We start from the raw sequence: 18379 nt of genomic DNA on the forward strand, positions 1-18379 counted from the left end.
CGGGGAAATCAGGTAAGGGAGATCAGGCGGGCGTGCAGCCGAAGGTGCTGTTGAACGCCTTCTCGCCCTTCGCAGTGAAGGTCAGCACACGGCCGTTTCCGCGCCGCAGCCAGTCGCGCTGCTGCATGGCTTCGAGAAGCGACGCGCCAAGCCCGCCGCCGAGGTGATGGCGACGTTCGCTCCAGTCCAGGCAATGCAGGCAGACCGGGCGACGGGCCTTTTCGAGTGACGAAAGGTCGATGCCGAAGCTTGAGAAGAAGTCGCGTCCGTTCTCGGTTAGGGCAGGATCGTCACCTAACGTCACGAGCCCTTTTGCGGTGATGGCGGCAAGCAGCGCAACGCCGCTTTCCCCGGCCAGATGATCGTAGCAGATGCGCGCTTCCCGCAGCGCCTTGTCCTTCGGTCCCGTGCGGACGCGGACTGCGCCCGTGCGCTGGGCAAGACCCATCAACGCTTCAAGAACATGCGCCACATCCTCGTCGGAAAGACGGAAATAGCGGTGACGCCCCTGTTTTTCCGCTTTCAGGAGTTGCGCCTCGGAGAGCTTCGACAGATGCCCGCTGGCGGTCTGCAGGGTCACGCCTGCGGCTTCGGCAAGCTCGCTTGCGGTCAGCGCGCGTCCGTCCATCAGCGCCGTCAGGATGTTGGCGCGGGCAGGGTCGCCGATCAGCGCGGCGACATTGGCGATTAAGGGTCCGTCTTTCATGCTTCGATGGTAGCCGAAGCATTGATGCAAGGCAATGGCGTAGAAAGGAGAGGCAAACCACGAGGAGACAAACGATGCTGACCTGTTTCATCCGCTACGAGATCGATCCTTTCAAGGTCGACGCCTTTGAGCGATATGCTCGCACATGGGGTGAGGCGATACCGCGCTGCGGGGCCGATCTGATCGGCTATTACGCGCCGAAGGAAGGATCGAGCACCATTGCTTACGGTGTCTACAACATCGAAAATCTCGCCGCTTACGAAGCCTACAGGGCACGGCTGGCCGTTGATCCTGCAGGGCGGGAAAATTACGAATTCGCCCGCCGCGAACAGTTCATCCGCCGAGAGGACCGGCTTTTCCTGCGTCTCGCTTCCACTCCGCATGCCGGAGGTGGACAATGATTGCCGTTATCTTCGAGGTCTGGCCGGCTGAAGGCGAGAAGCAGCATTATCTCGATATCGCGGCAGGCCTGCGGGCTGAACTGGAAACCATAGACGGCTTCCTGTCCGTTGAACGGTTTCAAAGCATCGGCAATCCGGACAAGATGCTCTCTCTGTCCTTTTTCCGGGATGAGGAGGCGGTGAGGGTATGGCGCAACACCGCGCCGCATCGCACTGCGCAGTCGCTGGGCCGCTCCGGTGTTTTCTCCGATTACCGGCTGCGTATCGCGCAGGTGATCCGCGACTATGGCCTGGAGGAGCGGGAGGAAGCGCCGGCCGACAGCCGGAAAGCCCATCCGGGAGAGGGAACAGCTTAGGCTGATATTTCCAGCATCAGTTTTTCTGCATGCCGTTGCAAGGCTTTCTGGTTCGAACTCGCCTTTGAAACCCGTTATAGATAGGCCAATGTGGTGCGGGACACCCTTAAGGTTAGGACAAGGAGAAAAGCGATGTCGGCAGAAAAAGTAGCGATTGTAACGGCAGGCGGCAGCGGCATGGGGGCCGCCGTGGCGAAACGTCTGGCCGCGGATGGCTACAAACTCGCGATCCTGTCTTCGTCCGGCAAGGGGGAGGCGCTGGCGCAGGAGCTGGGCGGTATCGGCGTTACCGGCTCCAACCAGTCCAATGACGATCTCCAGCGGCTCACGGATCTGACACTCGAAAAATTCGGCCGCATCGATGTGCTGGTCAACAGCGCCGGCCATGGCCCGCGCGCCTCCATTCTCGATATTACCGATGAGCAATGGCACACCGGCCTCGATGTCTACCTCATGAACGTCATCCGCCCGACGCGGATCGTCGCCCCCGTTATGGTGAAACAGAAGGCGGGCGCCATCGTCAATATCTCGACCGCCTGGGCTTTCGAACCGAGCAGCATGTTCCCGACATCCGCCGTGTTCCGCGCCGGTCTTGCCTCCTACACCAAGATTTTCGCCGATACCTATGCGGCCGACAATGTGCGCATGAACAATGTTCTGCCCGGCTGGATCGACAGCCTGCCGGCGACGGAGGAACGCCGCGAGAGCGTGCCGATGCAGCGTTACGGCAAGAGCGAGGAAATCGCCGCCACCGTGGCATTCCTTGCCTCTGATGGGGCCGGTTATATTACCGGTCAGAATATCCGCGTTGATGGCGGGCTGACGCGGTCTGTTTGACGGGTTGGCCTTTCCCACTCCTCATTCCCGTGACAAGCGCAGGAATGAGGAAATGTCAGCGGCTCAAAAAACGCCCGTTCTTTGCGCCGATAAAAGAAAACGCCCGCAACATCGTTGCGGGCGTCTTTTATTCAGGATGTGGCTTCTCTCAGAAGAAGCCCTTGCGCTGCCACCAGCCACCCTTGCGGGGCTTCGGCTCCTCGCCATCGGCGGGGGTGGAGGAACCGGAAGAGGTGACTACCGGCTCCGAGCTCGAGACATTGCTGCCCCGGTTCGCGCGGACCTTTTCTTCCGTGGCCGGTGCTTCCGCTTCCGAAGCCAGATCGGCCGAAGCCTCACCCGCTTCTTCAATGGCGACGTCCACCACGGTTTCCTCAACGATCACCGGCTCCACCGTTTCAACGGCTTCGGCCTTCGGCGCTTCCTCGGTTTCAGTCTTGGCCTTTGCCTTGCGGGTGCGGCGCGGCTTTTTCGGCACGTCCTCTTCCGCGACCTCGGCAACCGCACCTTCCACCACCTCGGCGGCGGTCGGCTCTTCGGTTACGGATGCTTCGGCGGAAGCCTCTTCGCTTTCACCTTCGGCTTCCGAGCCGGCGGCATCGAGAGCCTCGTCTTCCGCACGGTTGCGACGTCCGCCGCGCTTGCCGCGACGGCGGCGCTTGCGCTTGCCGTCCTCTTCGGAGGTTACGGCTTCCGTTGCACCGTTTTCGGTTTCAGCATCGGCTTCATCGGTTTCGACGCCATCGTCATCACCTTCGGCATCATCGCCTTCCGCATCGCCGGACTGGGCGTCGAGCGCGCCGTTCTGCTCGCCCTGACCGCCCTTGCCGCGACGGCGGCGGCGACGCTTGCGCTTGCGCTTGCCTTCCTCGCCATTGTCGCCCTGCTGCTGCTGGCGTGGCTCGGAGGTCTGCGCCTTGACGATTTCTTCCTCGTCTTCGTCCTCTTCCACCTCGGCGACGAAATCGTCTTCCTCTTCCACGAAGTTCGGCAGCATCTGGATGAGGCTTTCGATCTTCACCGGATTTTCGACGGCTTCACCGCGATCGATGGCGAAATGCTGCGCACCGACGCCGGCGTCAGCAGCGATGATGATCGAAACGCCGAAGCGGCCTTCATAATCGACGATCGTGCCGCGCTTGTGGTTGAGCAGGTAGAGCGCCGTTTCCGGCGTGCAGCGCACCGTGATGTTGTGGGTGGTGTTGCGCAGCAGATATTCCTCGACGCCGCGCAGCACATGCAGCGCGATGGAGGATTCCGAGCGAACATGGCCCGTGCCGCCGCAATGCTGGCAGACCTGCGTGGTCGATTCCAGTACCGAAGCGCGGATGCGCTGGCGCGACATTTCCAGAAGGCCGAAATGCGAGATGCGGCCGACCTGAATGCGGGCGCGGTCGTTCTTCAGGCAATCCTTGAGCTTCTTCTCGACAGCGCGGTTGTTGCGCTTTTCTTCCATGTCGATGAAGTCGATGACGACAAGGCCGGCAAGGTCGCGCAGGCGCAGCTGGCGCGCCACTTCTTCCGCCGCCTCGAGGTTCGTCGTCAGCGCGGTTTCCTCGATGGAATGCTCGCGGGTCGAACGGCCCGAGTTGACGTCGATGGAAACCAGCGCTTCCGTCTGATTGATGATGAGGTAACCGCCCGACTTCAGCGTGACCTGCGGCTGCAGCATCCGGTCGAGTTGGGCTTCGATACCGGAGCGCGAGAAGATCGGGTGAATGTCGCGGTAAGGCTGAACCACCTTCGCGTGGCTCGGCATCAGCATCTTCATGAAGTCTTTGGCTTCACGGTAGCCGTCTTCGCCCGAAACGATGATCTCGCCGATATCCTTGTTGTAAAGATCGCGGATCGAACGCTTGATGAGCGAGCCTTCCTCGTAAACGAGGCAGGGGGCCGTGGAGTTGAGGGTCAGCGTGCGGACATTTTCCCACAGGCGCATCAGATATTCGAAGTCGCGCTTGATTTCGACGCGGGTACGGTTGGCGCCGGCGGTACGCAGGATGACACCCATGCCCTGCGGCACTTCCAGATCGCGCGCGATTTCCTTCAGGCGCTTGCGGTCGGCCGGCTGGGTGATCTTGCGGGAAATACCGCCGCCACGCGCCGTATTCGGCATCAGAACGGAATAACGGCCGGCAAGAGACAGGTAAGTGGTCAGCGCCGCGCCCTTGTTGCCGCGCTCTTCCTTGGCCACCTGCACCAGAAGAATCTGGCGGCGCTTGATGACTTCCTGAATGCGATACTGCTTGCGCGGCTTGCGGGCGACGCGGTCCGGAACCTCTTCCATGGCGTCTTCGGCGCCGACGGATTCGATCACTTCCTTTTCGTGGTGATCGTCATCGTCGTCGTCATCATCGTCATTGCCGCGGCGAAGACCCTCGACTTCCTCGGAAATCGTGTCGGTATCGACCATGGCGGCCATTTCACCGCCGGCGCTGCCATCGTCTTCAGAAGACGCTTCGGCGGCCTCGGCCGCTGCGGCTTCTTCTTCCGCCGTCTTCTTCTTGGCGCGGGGGCGACGGGTGCGCTTTTTCGGCTTTTCTTCCTCGGCGGGCGCTTCTTCGGCTACGGCCTCGACGGCCGCTTCTCCAGAAACCTCTTCCGCGGCAGGCGCAGTCTCTTCCACGACGACCGTTTCAGTGGTTTCGCTGGCGGAAACAATGCCGACATCCGGCTGATCCACCTGCGAAAGGTCGATCATGGGGGCGCCGGGCTCGGGTGCGTCAGCGGATTCGAAATCGTCGCTGCGGCGATGATCCTCGGCTTCCGCTTTCAGGAGGGCCTGACGGTCGGCGAGCGGAATCTGGTAATAGTCCGGATGGATTTCCGCAAAAGCGAGAAAGCCGTGGCGGTTTCCACCGTAGTCGACGAAGGCCGCCTGGAGGGAAGGCTCAACGCGCGTGACCTTGGCAAGGTAGATATTGCCGCGGATCTGTTTCTTGTGCTCCGATTCGAAATCGAATTCTTCGATCCGGTTCCCACGGACAACGACTACGCGTGTCTCCTCTTCGTGGGAGGCGTCGATAAGCATTTTGTCTGCCATGTAAGCTGTGCTCCTCGGCGCAGCCTTGTTTTATACGAGAACAGGCCCGCCACACGGACGAGCCTTTCATATGAGTGCAAGGATGTGCCGGAAATGAAGTCTCCTGCCGGGCGTCTGTAAACTGGCAGCATCCGGACCGACGGCGAGGCGCTTGGCCTGCTCCTGGTATCCGGTTCATGTGAAAACTGCTGCGACATCATTGGCCAGGCGGAACGACAATAATATATAGACCCCTTGGGATCCGATGAATTTGCTCTCCTCAGAGCGGCGGTGGCAGCGCCACCGGGTAGGTCTCCGGCCACGGCCGGAATTGATCGAGTTTCAGGATAAATGTAACGACGGCAGATGATTGCCCGATTTGCAGCGCCAGCGTCTTTTTCGATTGGCAGCCGGCGGGCATCTATCCCGTCAACACTTTTAACCCTCATCCGTGTTGTATGTTTTCTCTGTCATAATAGCAATAGGCTGGCTAAATATGCCATATTATTGGTGGAATTTCCGGGTTAACAATTGGTTCACCAAGGCCTGCGATTGTGGGGCGCAAACGCGCAAACTATCGTACGGCGTGGTCGAAACGGCACTGTTGCCGGCGTTTTTCCTCGCCCTTTATCGAAAATGACTGAAATACGGAATTTCTTGAAGACCATGAATTTCACGCGCAACGCAGCGATATTCGGTGGGAGAGGGCGGCTTGGCGCGCGAATCGCGCGGCTTGCGGCTGCTCTGGCATTTTCCGTCGTCGCCTCTATTTCCGCCGCGCCGGCAGCCCATGCCGTGGAGCCGCTCGTCGTTCATCAGGCGCGGATCATCGGCGATGAGGCGCGCACGCGCATCGTTCTCGACTTCGCCGAAGAGCCGGAATTCGACGTTCACTATCTCGATTCGCCCGCCCGCATCGTTGTGGACTTTCCGGCGGTGAATTTCAGCTTTCCCGCATCCGACCTGAAGCCGACCGGTCTTTTTTCGGATATCCGTTTCGGCAGCATGGGGCAGAACAGCGCCCGCATCGTGCTGACGGCGAAAAAGCCGGTTCAGGTGGCGGTTGCCGAAACCAAAAAGACCGATAACGGCCAATCTTTCCATTTCGTGCTCGATACGGAAATCACCACCAAGGGCAAGTTCGCGGAACTGGTGAAGGATCAGCAGTGGCAGGCGGCGGCCCCGGTGACGACTGCCGCGATCACGCCGGATGACAAGACGTCGCGGCCAGCGGAATTCGTCATCGCTGTCGATGCCGGCCATGGCGGCATCGATGCGGGCGCCACCGGCGGCACCACCGGCACCGAGGAAAAGGTCATTACGCTGACTTTCGCCAAGGAACTTGCCGAGCGGCTGAACCGCGAGCCAGGCATCAAGGCTTTCCTGACGCGCGATTCCGATACCTTTCTCGCCTTGTCGGAACGGGTGACCATCGCGCGGCAGAACAATGCCAACCTCTTTATTTCCCTTCATGCGGATACGTTGAAGCAAAAGGGCATCCGGGGCGCGACCGTCTATACATTGTCGGACCGGGCATCGGACCGGCAGGCGCAGGAACTGGCGGAGCGCGAAAACAAGTCTGACCAGATCGCGGGCGTCGCTGCCTCCAGCGAGCCGCCGGAAGTGGCCGATATTCTTCTCGATTTCACCCGCCGTGAAACGCAGGCCTTTTCGGTGACGCTGGCTGAAAACATCGTCTCCTCCTTTGAGGGGCAGGTTGGGCTCATCAACAATCCGCACCGTTACGCCGGTTTCATGGTGCTGCGCGCCCACGATGTGCCGTCAGTGCTGCTGGAACTCGGTTTCCTCTCCAATCCGGAAGACGAAAAGCTGCTTCTCGATGGGGAATGGCGCAAGAAGGTGGCCGATACGCTGGCAACCGCCGTTGGGCGATACCGCGCCAAGGCCATGGCAAATGGCGGCTGAGAGGGCAGCCGGCAGAGCGGCAATGCTGTTGCCGCCCTGCCATTGACCGCCGAAAAGCTGTTCAATTCTTGGGTCTTGCAGACGATTACGAAGGCGAAGCCCTATTTTACTCACATTCGCCGCGTTACTCGGAAAGCGGATTCGGTGGCGATCCGCAAAGCGTCCGCAGCGCGATTGCGGGCCTACCGCCCGGTAACATATCAGCGAATGCTGCCGTATCCGGCTTGTCATCGAAGGTATGGTGTGCAAAACGGCACGCGATATGCAAGGATGCGCCCGTAAATCGTCGGGCGTTGATGGTTACGATTCGAATTATCGGTAGCTTGGTATGATCAGACTGATTGGATATTTTTTCGGCTTGGCCAGCGTGCTCTTCCTGTGCGCCGCCGCCGCCGGTGCGATTTATTTGCACGGCGTGACGAAGGACCTGCCGGATTACGCAGTTTTGAGCACCTATGAGCCGCCGGTGACGACCCGCGTGCATGCCGGCAACGGCGCGCTGATGGCGGAATATGCGCATGAAAAACGCCTGTTCCTGCCGATCCAGGCCATTCCCGACCGGGTGAAGGCTGCTTTCCTTTCGGCGGAAGACAAGAATTTCTACAACCATCCGGGTGTGGATGTCTTCGGCCTCGGCCGCGCCATTCTCGTCAATATCCAGAATTTCGGCTCCGGCCGCCGTCCGGTCGGCGCCTCCACCATCACCCAGCAGGTGGCGAAGAACTTCCTTCTGACCAACGACCAGACCATCGACCGCAAGCTCAAGGAAGCCATTCTGTCCTTCCGCATCGAGCAGACCTATTCCAAGGACAAGATTCTCGAGCTTTATCTCAACGAGATTTTCTTCGGCCTGAATTCCTACGGCATTGCCGGCGCGGCGCTCACCTATTTCAACAAATCGGTGACGGAACTGACGATTGCGGAAACCGCCTATCTCGCATCGCTGCCGAAGGGTCCGGCCAATTACCATCCGATCCGCCGCGAAAAGGCGGCTCTTGAGCGTCGCGACTGGGTGATCGACCGCATGGCCGAAAACGGCTACATCACGGTCGCCGACGCCACGGACGCCAAAAAGCAGCCGCTTGGCGTCAATCTGCGTCGCGGTGGCGCGCATATCTTCGCGTCTGACTACTTCGCGGAGGAAGTCCGCCGCCAGATCGTCGAGAAATACGGCGAGGAAGCGCTTCTCGAAGGCGGGCTCTCGGTCCGCACCTCTTTCGATCCGCAGATCCAGATGGAAGCCCGCAAGGCGCTTCAGGACGGTCTGGTGCAATATGACGAGCGTCGCGGTTTCCGCGGACCCGTCGAAAAGATTGAGACTGCGGGTGACTGGACGGCGGCGCTCGCCAAGGTCAAGGGCCTGCGCGACGTTCCGGAATGGAAAGTCGCTGTGGTTCTCGCTGTCGCTGCCGATGGCGTCGACATCGGCGTGCAGCCGGACACGGAAACGGAAGATGGCGACAAGCGCACGCGCGGCCATATCTCCGCTGAAAACATGCGCTGGGCTTTCCGCGATGCGACCGGCAAGAAGGCCACCGCCAAGTCGCCGGTTGGCGTCCTCTCGGCCGGTGACGTGGTTTATGCGCAGCCGCTTTCCAACTCTGGTAATGAATATCGCCTGCGCCAGCCGCCGAAAGTGCAGGGCGGCATGGTGGTGATGGACCCGCATACCGGCCGTGTTCTGGCCATGGTCGGCGGTTTCTCCTATGCGCAGTCGGAATTCAACCGCTCGACGCAGGCGATGCGCCAGCCGGGCTCCTCCTTCAAGCCGTTCATCTACGCGGCGGCACTCGATAACGGCTATACGCCAGCGTCGGTCATTCTCGATGCGCCGATCGAGGTCGTTTCCGGCAATCAGGTGTGGAAGCCGCAGAATTACGGCGGCGGTTCCGCCGGCCCGTCGACCCTGCGTCTCGGTATCGAGAAATCCCGTAACCTCATGACGGTGCGTCTGGCGCAGGATATGGGCATGAATCTGGTCGCGGAATATGCCGAACGCTTCGGTATTTACGACAAGATGCCGCCGCTTCTGTCCATGTCGCTGGGTTCCGGTGAAACGACCGTGATGCGTATGGTCTCGGCCTATTCGGTCATCGCCAATGGCGGCAAGCAGATCAAGCCGACACTGATCGACCGCATTCAGGACCGCTACGGCAAGACGATCTTCCGGCATGAGGAGCGCGCCTGCGAAGGCTGCAACGCCACCAGCTGGCAGAACCAGGATGAGCCCGTCATCGTTGACAATCGCGAACAGGTTCTCGACCCGATGACCGCCTATCAGACGACCTCGATGCTGGAAGGCGTCGTGCAGCGCGGCACGGCGGCGGGCAAGATCAAGGTCGATCTGCCGGTTGCCGGCAAGACGGGCACGACCAACGATGAAAAGGACGCCTGGTTCGTCGGTTACACGCCGGACATGGTCGCCGGCCTCTATATCGGTTTCGATTCGCCGGCGCCTCTCGGCCGTGGCGGCACGGGTGGCTCGCTGTCCGCGCCGATCTTCGGTGAGTTCATCTCCGATGCGGCCAAGCACATGGAGCCAAGCAAGTTCATCGTACCTGCCGGCATGAATTTCGTCGCCGTCAACCGCAAGACCGGCATGGCGGCGGTCGAGGGCGAGCCCGACACTATCATGGAAGCCTTCAAGCCCGGCACGGGTCCTGCTTCCACCTTCTCTGTCATCGGCGATGACGGATACATGTCGCAGGAAGACATTCTCAAGACCTCACCGCAGGCGCAGCAGGCCATCACCGGCGGTGGCGGCGGTCTTTATTGATATCACTCCTGACGTTTGGCGGGGGCGCGGGTCTTTACATCCGCGCCCCCCGCATTTATTTGAGCAACGAGTTTCAATGAAGGTGAAGAACCAGCGAAATGCGCAATGAAATCGTGAACGTAGTCGACGAAATCAAGCAGGCCATAAGCCTGCTGAGGAGGCATCTTTGACTGGGACCAGGCGATAAGACGACTGGACTGGTTGAATAACAAGGCAGAGGACCCGACCCTCTGGAACGATGCCACCGAAGCCCAGAAGCTGATGCGCGAACGTCAGCAGCTGGATGACAGCATCAATGGCGTCAAGGCGCTCGAGCAGCAGCTCAAGGACAATATCGAGCTGATCGAACTCGGCGAGATGGAAGGCGATGACGAGATCGTCAAAGACGCCGAAGACGCATTGAAAGCGTTGAAGAGCGAGGCGAACCGCCGTCAGGTGGAAGCCATGCTCTCAGGCGAAGCCGATACCAACGATACCTATCTCGAAGTGCATTCGGGTGCCGGCGGCACCGAAAGCCAGGACTGGGCGAACATGCTTCTGCGCATGTATACCCGCTGGGCCGACCGCGAAGGTTTCAAGGTCGAGGTGCTCGAAGTTCACGACGGCGAAGAAGCCGGCATCAAGTCCGCGACGATCCTCGTCAAGGGCCACAATGCTTTCGGCTGGCTGAAGACGGAATCGGGCGTGCATCGCCTCGTTCGTATTTCGCCTTATGACAGCAATGCGCGTCGCCACACATCGTTCTCTTCCGTCTGGGTTTACCCCGTCGTCGACGATTCGATCCAGATCGACATCAACGAGAGCGATTGCCGCATCGATACCTATCGTTCGTCCGGCGCAGGCGGCCAGCACGTCAACACCACCGACTCGGCGGTGCGTATCACGCATATTCCGACCGGTATTGCCGTTGCCTGCCAGCAGGAGCGTTCCCAGCACAAGAACCGCGCCAAGGCGTGGGACATGCTGCGCGCCCGCCTCTACGAGGTGGAGCTGCAGAAGCGGGAAGAGGCGGCCAATGCGCAGGCCGCATCCAAGACCGATATCGGCTGGGGCCACCAGATCCGTTCCTACGTTCTGCAGCCCTATCAGCTGGTCAAGGACCTGCGCACCGGCGTGGAAAGCACCGCACCCGGCAACGTACTGGACGGCGATCTGAACGAGTTCATGGAAGCGGCCCTCGCGCATCGCATCAGCGGCGGCGCGGATGTGGAAGTCGCGGATATCGACTGACGCGCCAAGTGCGTTGATTGAAAAAGATTACCCCTCGCAAACCCATTGCGAGGGGTTTTTCGTTGGAGGACAAGCATGAGACAGGCGCTCTATATCGTTGACGTCCAGCCAAGCTTCAATCCGCCGGCTGCGCTGGTGGCGGAAATATCCGCTCTCGCCCTGACAATGCCCAGCATCGCCACTGTCGAGCGCCATGACGAAAGCGTAACACCCTTTGAGCGGCAACTCGGCTGGAAACCGGGCAGGGATGACGAGTCGCTTGTTGCGGCAGATCGCATATTCGTCAAACACGGTTATGCGCCACCCCGGGAGGTCATCGACCACCTTCTGTCGCTGAAACTCGATAGGGTGCTGGTCTGCGGCATTCAGGCCGATACCTGCGTGCTGGCCGCCGGTTTTGCGCTCTTCGATGCGGGGCTGCATCCCACGCTGTTGCCGTGGCTTACGGTGGGCTCCAGTCTCGACCGCAGCGGTGAACTCGGTGCGAGATTGTGGAAACATCATTTCGGTGCGGTTCTTGTCGGGCCGGAGGCGCTGCAAGCGTAACCTTGCCCGAGCCGCGCATCTGGCCGATCAGTTGGACGCTTTCTCGATCTTCATCTCGCCCAGCTCATCGATCAGGATCGTCCAGCTTTCCGCTTCCTTGGCTATCGGGTCCGTCTTCAGGTAGACGGTCACGAACAGGCCGGGCGAGGCGGGTGCGCCATTCGAGCTTTCGGGGCGAATATCCGTGACATAGGACTTCATCTGGCTGAATTCTTCCAGCTCGATATTTTCCAGGAGATTCGGCCCATCGGCGGTAAAGACGATTCGCTGCAGGTAGATTTTCGCCGTGCCGTCGCCCTGGCGGATGGCGATGACCTTGTAATAGCCGCGCGTGGGCGAGGCAGGCGGCGGCCGCAACTGCCCGTCGGGGCCTTTCACCGGCTCAAGATTGCGATCTTCCCACATGCCGCTGCTGACGACGAAGATTGCCGAAACCGGCAGCGTGTCAATCGCTTCCGTCTGCGCCCGCGCGGGAAGCACGGCGGCGGCGAAAAGAAAGGCAGCGAGGATAGGTCTTGTCAGTTGCATGGCCATTGTCGATTGTGGGCGTCAATTGTTGAACTGTTCCGCGAGAACCCGGTCCGACCATGAACGATCCGGATCCGAGAGAATTCTGGCCGTCCTGTCCTGCGATTGTGCGATCCGAACGTGACGAACGGATTTCACCTCGGTGTGGTCGGCCACCGCATTCACAGGGCGCTTGTCGCGCTCCAGAACATGAATATCGACCGTTACCTTATTCGGCAAAAGCGCGCCGCGCCAGCGCCGCGGCCGGAAAGCACTGACCGGGGTGAGCGCAAGCAGCGGCGATTCCAGTGGCAGGATGGGGCCATGGGCGGAGAAATTGTAGGCTGTCGACCCTGCCGGCGTCGCCACCATCATGCCGTCGCAGATCAATTCTTCCAGCCGCACCTTGCCGTCCACCTCCACACGAAGCTTGGCGGCCTGATGCGACTGGCGAAACAGGCTGACCTCGTTCATCGCAAGTGCCGTGAATTCGTCGCCGTCGGAATCCGTCGTCGTCATGCGCAGGGGATGGAAATCGTTGCCGCTCGCCACCGCGATGCGCTCCAGCAGGCCGTCCACCCGGTAGTCATTCATCAGGAAGCCGACGGACCCCCGGTTCATGCCATAGACCCGCTTGCCGGAATTCATCGTCTCGTTGAGAATCTGCAGCATGAAGCCGTCGCCGCCGAGCGCGACGATCACTTCCGCCTCTTCGAACGGCGTATCGCCGTACATGCCTTTCAGCTCTTTCAGCGCCGTCTGGGCCTCCTCGGTTGCCGAGGCGACAAAGGACAGTGAATAGGTAGAATGCGACATCCGCTTCCCTCGACAACGCGCAGACCGGAAACCGTCCACGCAAGGCGCTGTAACCCGTTGAAGCGGCTCGAAATCTTGAAACCTCGACAGGGAGGTCGATAACAAGCCGCCAGACGCACCCTTGGTACATGAAGACGGCGGCTGGCGACAAGGCCTTTCGAAGACGCAGGCGTTCCCTGGCGGCGGAGCGCACCGCTCCGGTCCACAGCTTCTTGATTTGCACCCGCCGACAAGGGTTGCGATGCGGAACGGCCTGATGCAGTTTGCCAGGGCAGTCGGAATGACGAGTGGCAGGAGACGGATGTGGCGCTGAACTACGATATCTACGATGTCTTTACCGAGACGAAAATGGCGGGAAACCCGCTGGCGGTCATGTATGACGCCGATGATCTTCCCCAGGCCACGATGCAGGCGATCGCGCGGGAGATGAATCTCTCCGAGACGGTTTTCGTCAACCGGTCCAGCAATCCGGCCCATGCGGCTTCGCTGCGCATCTTCACGCCATCGGGTGAATTGCCCTTCGCAGGCCATCCGACAGTCGGCGCGGCGGTGGCCATTGCCGAACGAAATCGCGGCGAGGGCGATGACGATATCGATATGGTCTGCGTGCTGGAAGAGCAGGTGGGTCCGGTGCGTTGCGCGGTGAAGATGCGTGCCGGCGCGGTCAGCTTCGCGGAATTCGACCTGCCGCGCAAATCGTCCCGCGTGGAACTACCGCTCGATCATACCGCGCTTGCCGATGCGTTGGGCGTCAGCGAGGCGCATCTTGGCTTTGAAAACCATGTACCGTCGATCTGGACGGCCGGGGTGCCGTTCCTCATCGTACCGCTGCACAATATCGCCGCCATCAGGGACATGGATTTCGATGCCAATCTTTGGCTGCGCACGGCGCCGCTGGTGGAAGGACGCCTGACGGCGGCCTATATCTACTGTCGCGGCGGCGTCAATCACGCGGCGAAGTTCCACGCCCGCATGTTCTCTCCGGATATGGGCATTTCAGAAGACCCCGCCACCGGTTCCGCCGCCGCTGCCCTTTCCGGCGCCATCCACCATTTCGATGGCCTGACCGATGGCCATTATCCTCTGCTGATCGAGCAGGGCGTGGAGATGGAACGACCGTCCCATATCCACCTGCGTATGGACGTCAAGGACGGCGAAATCGCCCGCGCCCGCATCGGCGGCCACGCGGTGCGCGTTGCTTCGGGCACGTTCGAGATTTGATTTCAGCGTCACCCGCTAAGTTCGATGTCTTCGAGGAGCGATGAAACAGCGAGCAGAGCCAAAAGAAAAACCCCGGTCTTGACCGGGGTTTTGTCATTTCAGCGTCACTCGGCTCAGTTGAACCGGCCCGCCGCATGGGCAAGCATCGTATAGACCTTGCCGGTATCGGAGGTGAGGTAGGACTGTGTCACGGTCCGGTCGCGGTCGGTGCGGGCCACGTCGGCAAGCAGCTTCTCAAAATCGGTGATGTAGCGGTCCACGGCGGTGCGGAATTCCGCTTCCCGCTCATATTTGCGCTTGATTTCGTCGAAGGTGGTCTGACCCTTCAGCGTATAGAGGCGACGGGTGAAAACGTCGCGCTCGCCGCGCTGGTAACGACGCCACAACTCCACGGAGGCGTCGTGATCGATGGCGCGGGCGATGTCGACCGAAAGCGAGTTCAGCGATTCCACCATGTGGCGCGGATTGCGGGTGTCGGCCGCACGGGTCGGCTGCTGTTCCGCGCCGGCGCGTGGTGCGGATGCCGCTGGCGTTTCCTGCGATGCGCCGCGCAGCAAATCGCTGATCCAGCCGCCGCCTTCTTCGCGGCGTCCGGTCGGAGCGCCCGGCTGGGCCGGGGCAGGCGCCTGACGGTTCTCGACCTGACGGTTCTCAAGCGGCAGGGTACCGCGCAATGCCGCCGGTGCGGGAGCGGGCTGCGGCTGAGCCGGGCGCTGCTGCTGAACCGGAGCCGGAGCTGCCGGCTGAGGACGCGTTTCGACACGGCGCTCGGCCGCTGGCTGGGTTGCGGCGATGGCGCGGGCAACCGGTTCGGAGACTTCCATCTGGTGGGTCGAACGACCAACGAGCTGGGAAATATCCTGCAGGGCCTTGATCTGTTCGGAAACGGCGCGACGCATGGCGGCAGCGCTTTCCTTGGCTTCTTCCGGCAGGTCGAAGGCGCCGCGCTTCAGTTCCGCACGGGTCGCATCCAGTTCGCGGCGGATATCGTGGCTCGAGCGGCGGATTTCGTCCGTCGCACCGGCAAAGCGGCTCACGGCCTCCTCGACGGCCTGACGCAGCGTCTCCTTGAGGCTGGCTGCGGCGGCATTCGATTTTTCCGAGGCGCTGCCGAGAAGATTGTCCACTTCCGAAAGCGAGGATTCGACACCGCCACGCAGGCGGTTGACCAGCTCGTCGGAATATTTCTGCGCGTCGGACAACGTGCTTTCAATGGAGCGGCTGGCATCCTGACCGGCCGACAGCAGGGCGCCCCGCATGGTCTGTGCTGCCGAGCGGGCGCGCTGTTCGGTCTCATCAAGCGAACGGCCGATATCGGAGAAGGAGGCCTGCAGATTGTCGCGCAGATTGCCGGCGACGTTCTGCGAGCGCTCCTCGGCCTCGTTGAGCGTGGTTTCGACCACGCCGATGACGTTGCGCATGGCGCTTTCGATTTCCTCGGAACGCTTGACGAGGCCGACCGACAGGCTGCGCAGCGCGTCCTGGCGCTCTTCCAGAGTGCCGACGAGGCTCGACTGTGCGGCATTGAGGAGCTCGGAAGCCTGGCTCAGCACCTTCGAATGTTCCTCGAAACGGCCGACGATGCCGGCAACCTGCGCCAGCGTCTGGCCGGAAATATTCGACAGGCGGTCGATCTTTCCTTCGAGCAGACGGCTGGAGCTGGACACCATGTCGGCGGCCTGCGAGGCGGATTCGGAGAAGCGCGTCGCCGAGGCGTTCAATGCCTCGTCTGCCGCGCCGAAGCCCTGTGCGGCGCGCTCGACAGCGGAGTTGAAGTTGGTTGCCGACTGTTCGACGATCTCCGCCATGCTGTTATGGGTCTGCGACAGCATATCCGTGCTCTGGCGGGTGGCGGCCACCAGCTTGTTGGCCGCATCGCTGCCGGCGCGGGCATATTTGTCGATGCCCTGTTCGACGGCGTCCGCCATGGCCGTATGCGTTTCGGACAGCATGTCGGTGCTCTGGCGGGTCGCGGCGACGAGCTTGCTTGCCGCATCCGTTCCGGCAGCGGCATAATCGCTGATCGCCTGTTCCACCATGCCGACCATGCCGCTGTTGCTCTGCGACAGAAGGTCCGCGCTCTGCTGGGCTGCGGAAACGATCTTTTCGGCGGCTTCGCGGCCGATGGTGGCATATTCGTCGACGACAGGCTTGGCTTTCTCTTCGATCAGGCGCGAAAGCTCGGCGGAGCGGCTGGCCAGCATCGAGTTGAGTTCGCGGGTGCGGTTGTCCAGCGCCGAGCGGATGGATTCGCCGCGTGCGTCGAGGGCGGATTCGACACTGGTGAGCGTCTCGGAAATGACGCCGACCTGAGAGCGAACGACGGCTTCAGCCTCGGCAACCTTGTTGACGATGATGTTGCCGGCCTCGGAGAAGGTCTGGGCGACGGCGGCGGCCTGACCGGAGAGACGGGTCTGCGCATCCGAAATGCGGTTGACGATCTCGCCGGAGCGTTCCTCGATGGCCTTGGTGAAGGCCTCGTTCTGCGCCTGCACCTGTTCTGCGAATTCCGAACCGGACTTGGCGAGAAGGGAGGTGGAGCGCACGGCTTCTTCGCCGATGCTCTGGGTGGCGGAGGTGACCGCGCCGCGCAGGCTGACGGCGAGATCGCTCGCCTTGCCTTCAATGGTGCGGTTGACGTTTTCAAGACCGATGGTCAACGCCCGGTCCATGGTGCCGAGGCGTTCATCGATACGGGCCGTGCCGGTATCGAAGGTTTCTGCCAGGCGGCTGGTCCGGTTTTCGAACGTGTCTGCGACACGTGTGGTCTGTTCGTCCAGAATGCCCGTGATACGCTCGGCCGCCTCGTCGCTGGCGCGGGCGAACACGGCCGTCTTGTCTTCCAGCGCTTCGGCAAAGCGGCGGCCGGCATCTTCGATCGAGGTGTTCACATTGGCGAGATCGCCGCCGACGCGTGCCTGCAGCGTATCGAGCGAGGTCTCGATACGGGCGCCGGTTTCGTCGAGACGGGTGGTGACATTGCCGATGGAGGTCTCGATTTTCGAGGACAGGGCATCCGTCGCGCCGCCGATTTCGCGGGCAGCCTCGCCGATCTTGACGGCGATGTCGCCGGCGCTGTTGCGCAGGCGCTCTTCCAGCGTCTGCGCACTGCCGTCGATCGCCTTCTGCAGCGCTTCCTGCTGGGTTTCGAGCGACAGTTCGAGCATGCTGGCGCTGGAGGCGACCGTGGTGCCGATCATCATCGCCTGTTCGGAGAGCATGTCGCCCATCTGGGCCGTGGCGGAGCTGAGCGTCGCGGCAAGATCCGCCTGGCGCTGATCGAGCGCGGTGCGAATATCCTCATGCGATTGCGACAGATTGCTTTCGAGGCGTGAAACACCTTCTTCCACCGTCTGGGCAAAACGGGTGCTGCCGTCTTCAACGACGCTTTCGATGCGGTTGGCCGCACCCGAGACGCTCTGCTCGATCAGGCCGCTATTGCGCTCCAGCGATCCGGCAATGCGTTCAGCCTGCGAACCGAGCATGGTTTCGAGCCGCTCATGGCCGCTGGCAAGCGCGTTTTCAAGCGTGAATGCGGTGGCTTCAAGACGCTGGCCGACGCCGGCTGCCGCAAGCGAAAGCGACGATGCTCTGGCATCCATAGCCTCGGCAATACGGTCCTCGACGCCGGAAATCGCCATGTCGAGCGCCATGGTGCGGCTGTCGAGCGCGTCTGCGATGCGCTCCTCCGCACCGGAGACGATGCCCGAGAGGGCCGCAGTACGGCTGTCAAGCGCGCCGGCAATGCGGTCTTCGACACCGGAAACGGCATTCTGCAGCGCTGTGGTGCGACCGTCGAGAATATCGGCGATCTTTTCCTCGACACCGGAGAAGCTCATATCGAGCGCCATGGTGCGGCTGTCGAGCACATCGGTGATGCGCTCTTCCGCGCCGGAAACGACGGTCTTCAGCGACTCGGTTCGGCTGTCGAGCGCCCCGGCAATACGGGTCTCGGCGCCGGCAACCAGCTCGCCAAGGGCTGCGGTGCGGGTGTCGAGCGCTTCTGTGATTTTTTCTTCCGCGCCGGAGAATGCC

The 18379-nt window shown here is 61.4% G+C and carries 13 protein-coding genes; 8 read left to right on the forward strand and 5 right to left on the reverse strand.

Annotation, left to right across the window (positions count from 1 at the left end; translation table 11 throughout):
* Positions 1 to 22: 22 nt before the first annotated feature.
* Positions 23 to 706, reverse strand: a complete 684-nt coding sequence (locus AGR7B_RS06450) for an ArsR/SmtB family transcription factor (protein WP_078053993.1) — start codon at positions 704 to 706, stop codon at positions 23 to 25.
* A 74-nt stretch (positions 707 to 780) separates the two neighbouring features.
* On the opposite strand from AGR7B_RS06450, the gene AGR7B_RS06455 reads away from it, so the two are divergent.
* From AGR7B_RS06455 to AGR7B_RS06465, 3 genes are all read left to right on the forward strand, one after another.
* Positions 781 to 1107 carry an NIPSNAP family protein gene (locus AGR7B_RS06455; RefSeq protein WP_080856279.1) on the forward strand — a complete coding sequence of 109 codons (327 nt, stop codon included), beginning with the start codon at positions 781 to 783 and terminating at the stop codon, positions 1105 to 1107.
* The gene (locus AGR7B_RS06460; protein ID WP_080856280.1) at positions 1104 to 1463 is read left to right on the forward strand and encodes an antibiotic biosynthesis monooxygenase family protein; all 360 of its coding nucleotides are present in this window, start codon (positions 1104 to 1106) and stop codon (positions 1461 to 1463) included. The genes AGR7B_RS06455 and AGR7B_RS06460 overlap by 4 nt, the downstream gene beginning before the upstream one ends.
* Positions 1464 to 1595: 132 nt before the next feature.
* Entirely contained in the window at positions 1596 to 2300 is a 705-nt protein-coding gene (locus AGR7B_RS06465; RefSeq protein WP_078053990.1) for an SDR family oxidoreductase, read from the forward strand.
* Between the two features lie 148 nt (positions 2301 to 2448).
* On the opposite strand, the gene AGR7B_RS06470 is transcribed toward AGR7B_RS06465, so the two are convergent.
* Positions 2449 to 5343 carry an Rne/Rng family ribonuclease gene (locus tag AGR7B_RS06470; protein WP_080856281.1) on the reverse strand — a complete coding sequence of 965 codons (2895 nt, stop codon included), beginning with the start codon at positions 5341 to 5343 and terminating at the stop codon, positions 2449 to 2451.
* A 645-nt stretch (positions 5344 to 5988) separates the two neighbouring features.
* Between AGR7B_RS06470 and AGR7B_RS06480 the strand changes: the two genes are divergently transcribed.
* The 4 genes from AGR7B_RS06480 to AGR7B_RS06495 all read left to right on the forward strand — a co-directional run bounded on the left by AGR7B_RS06480 (position 5989) and on the right by AGR7B_RS06495 (position 11800).
* A complete protein-coding gene (locus tag AGR7B_RS06480) occupies positions 5989 to 7248 on the forward strand; it encodes an N-acetylmuramoyl-L-alanine amidase (protein ID WP_080856282.1) in 1260 nt (419 codons plus the stop codon).
* 328 nt (positions 7249 to 7576) lie between these two features.
* Positions 7577 to 10024 (forward strand): penicillin-binding protein 1A, encoded by a 2448-nt coding sequence (locus AGR7B_RS06485; RefSeq protein WP_065653947.1) that lies wholly within the window; start codon positions 7577 to 7579, stop codon positions 10022 to 10024.
* Positions 10025 to 10122: 98 nt separating this feature from the next.
* Positions 10123 to 11254, forward strand: a protein-coding gene (gene prfB, locus AGR7B_RS06490; protein WP_161987956.1) for a peptide chain release factor 2 whose coding sequence is annotated in 2 segments (ribosomal slippage) — positions 10123 to 10191 and positions 10193 to 11254 — 1131 coding nt in all. Because the reading frame shifts where the segments join, the coding sequence is not laid out codon by codon here.
* A 75-nt stretch (positions 11255 to 11329) separates the two neighbouring features.
* A complete protein-coding gene (locus AGR7B_RS06495) occupies positions 11330 to 11800 on the forward strand; it encodes a cysteine hydrolase family protein (protein ID WP_080856283.1) in 471 nt (156 codons plus the stop codon).
* A gap of 27 nt (positions 11801 to 11827) precedes the next feature.
* On the opposite strand, the gene AGR7B_RS06500 is transcribed toward AGR7B_RS06495, so the two are convergent.
* Positions 11828 to 12328 (reverse strand): hypothetical protein, encoded by a 501-nt coding sequence (locus AGR7B_RS06500; protein ID WP_080857006.1) that lies wholly within the window; start codon positions 12326 to 12328, stop codon positions 11828 to 11830.
* Between the two features lie 21 nt (positions 12329 to 12349).
* Positions 12350 to 13123: an NAD kinase gene (locus tag AGR7B_RS06505; protein WP_003521437.1), complete on the reverse strand. Its 774-nt coding sequence runs from the start codon at positions 13121 to 13123 to the stop codon at positions 12350 to 12352.
* Between the two features lie 303 nt (positions 13124 to 13426).
* Here AGR7B_RS06505 and AGR7B_RS06510 point away from each other — a divergent pair, with 303 nt between their 5' ends.
* Entirely contained in the window at positions 13427 to 14344 is a 918-nt protein-coding gene (locus AGR7B_RS06510; RefSeq protein ID WP_065653944.1) for a PhzF family phenazine biosynthesis protein, read from the forward strand.
* A gap of 113 nt (positions 14345 to 14457) precedes the next feature.
* Here the strand turns inward: AGR7B_RS06510 and AGR7B_RS06515 are convergent.
* Positions 14458 to 18379: apolipoprotein A-IV repeat region-like domain-containing protein (locus AGR7B_RS06515; protein WP_483416163.1), on the reverse strand; the 3922-nt coding region annotated here is incomplete at its 5' end.

Origin of the sequence: Agrobacterium deltaense RV3, assembly GCF_900013505.1 — a bacterium.
GTDB lineage: Bacteria > Pseudomonadota > Alphaproteobacteria > Rhizobiales > Rhizobiaceae > Agrobacterium > Agrobacterium leguminum.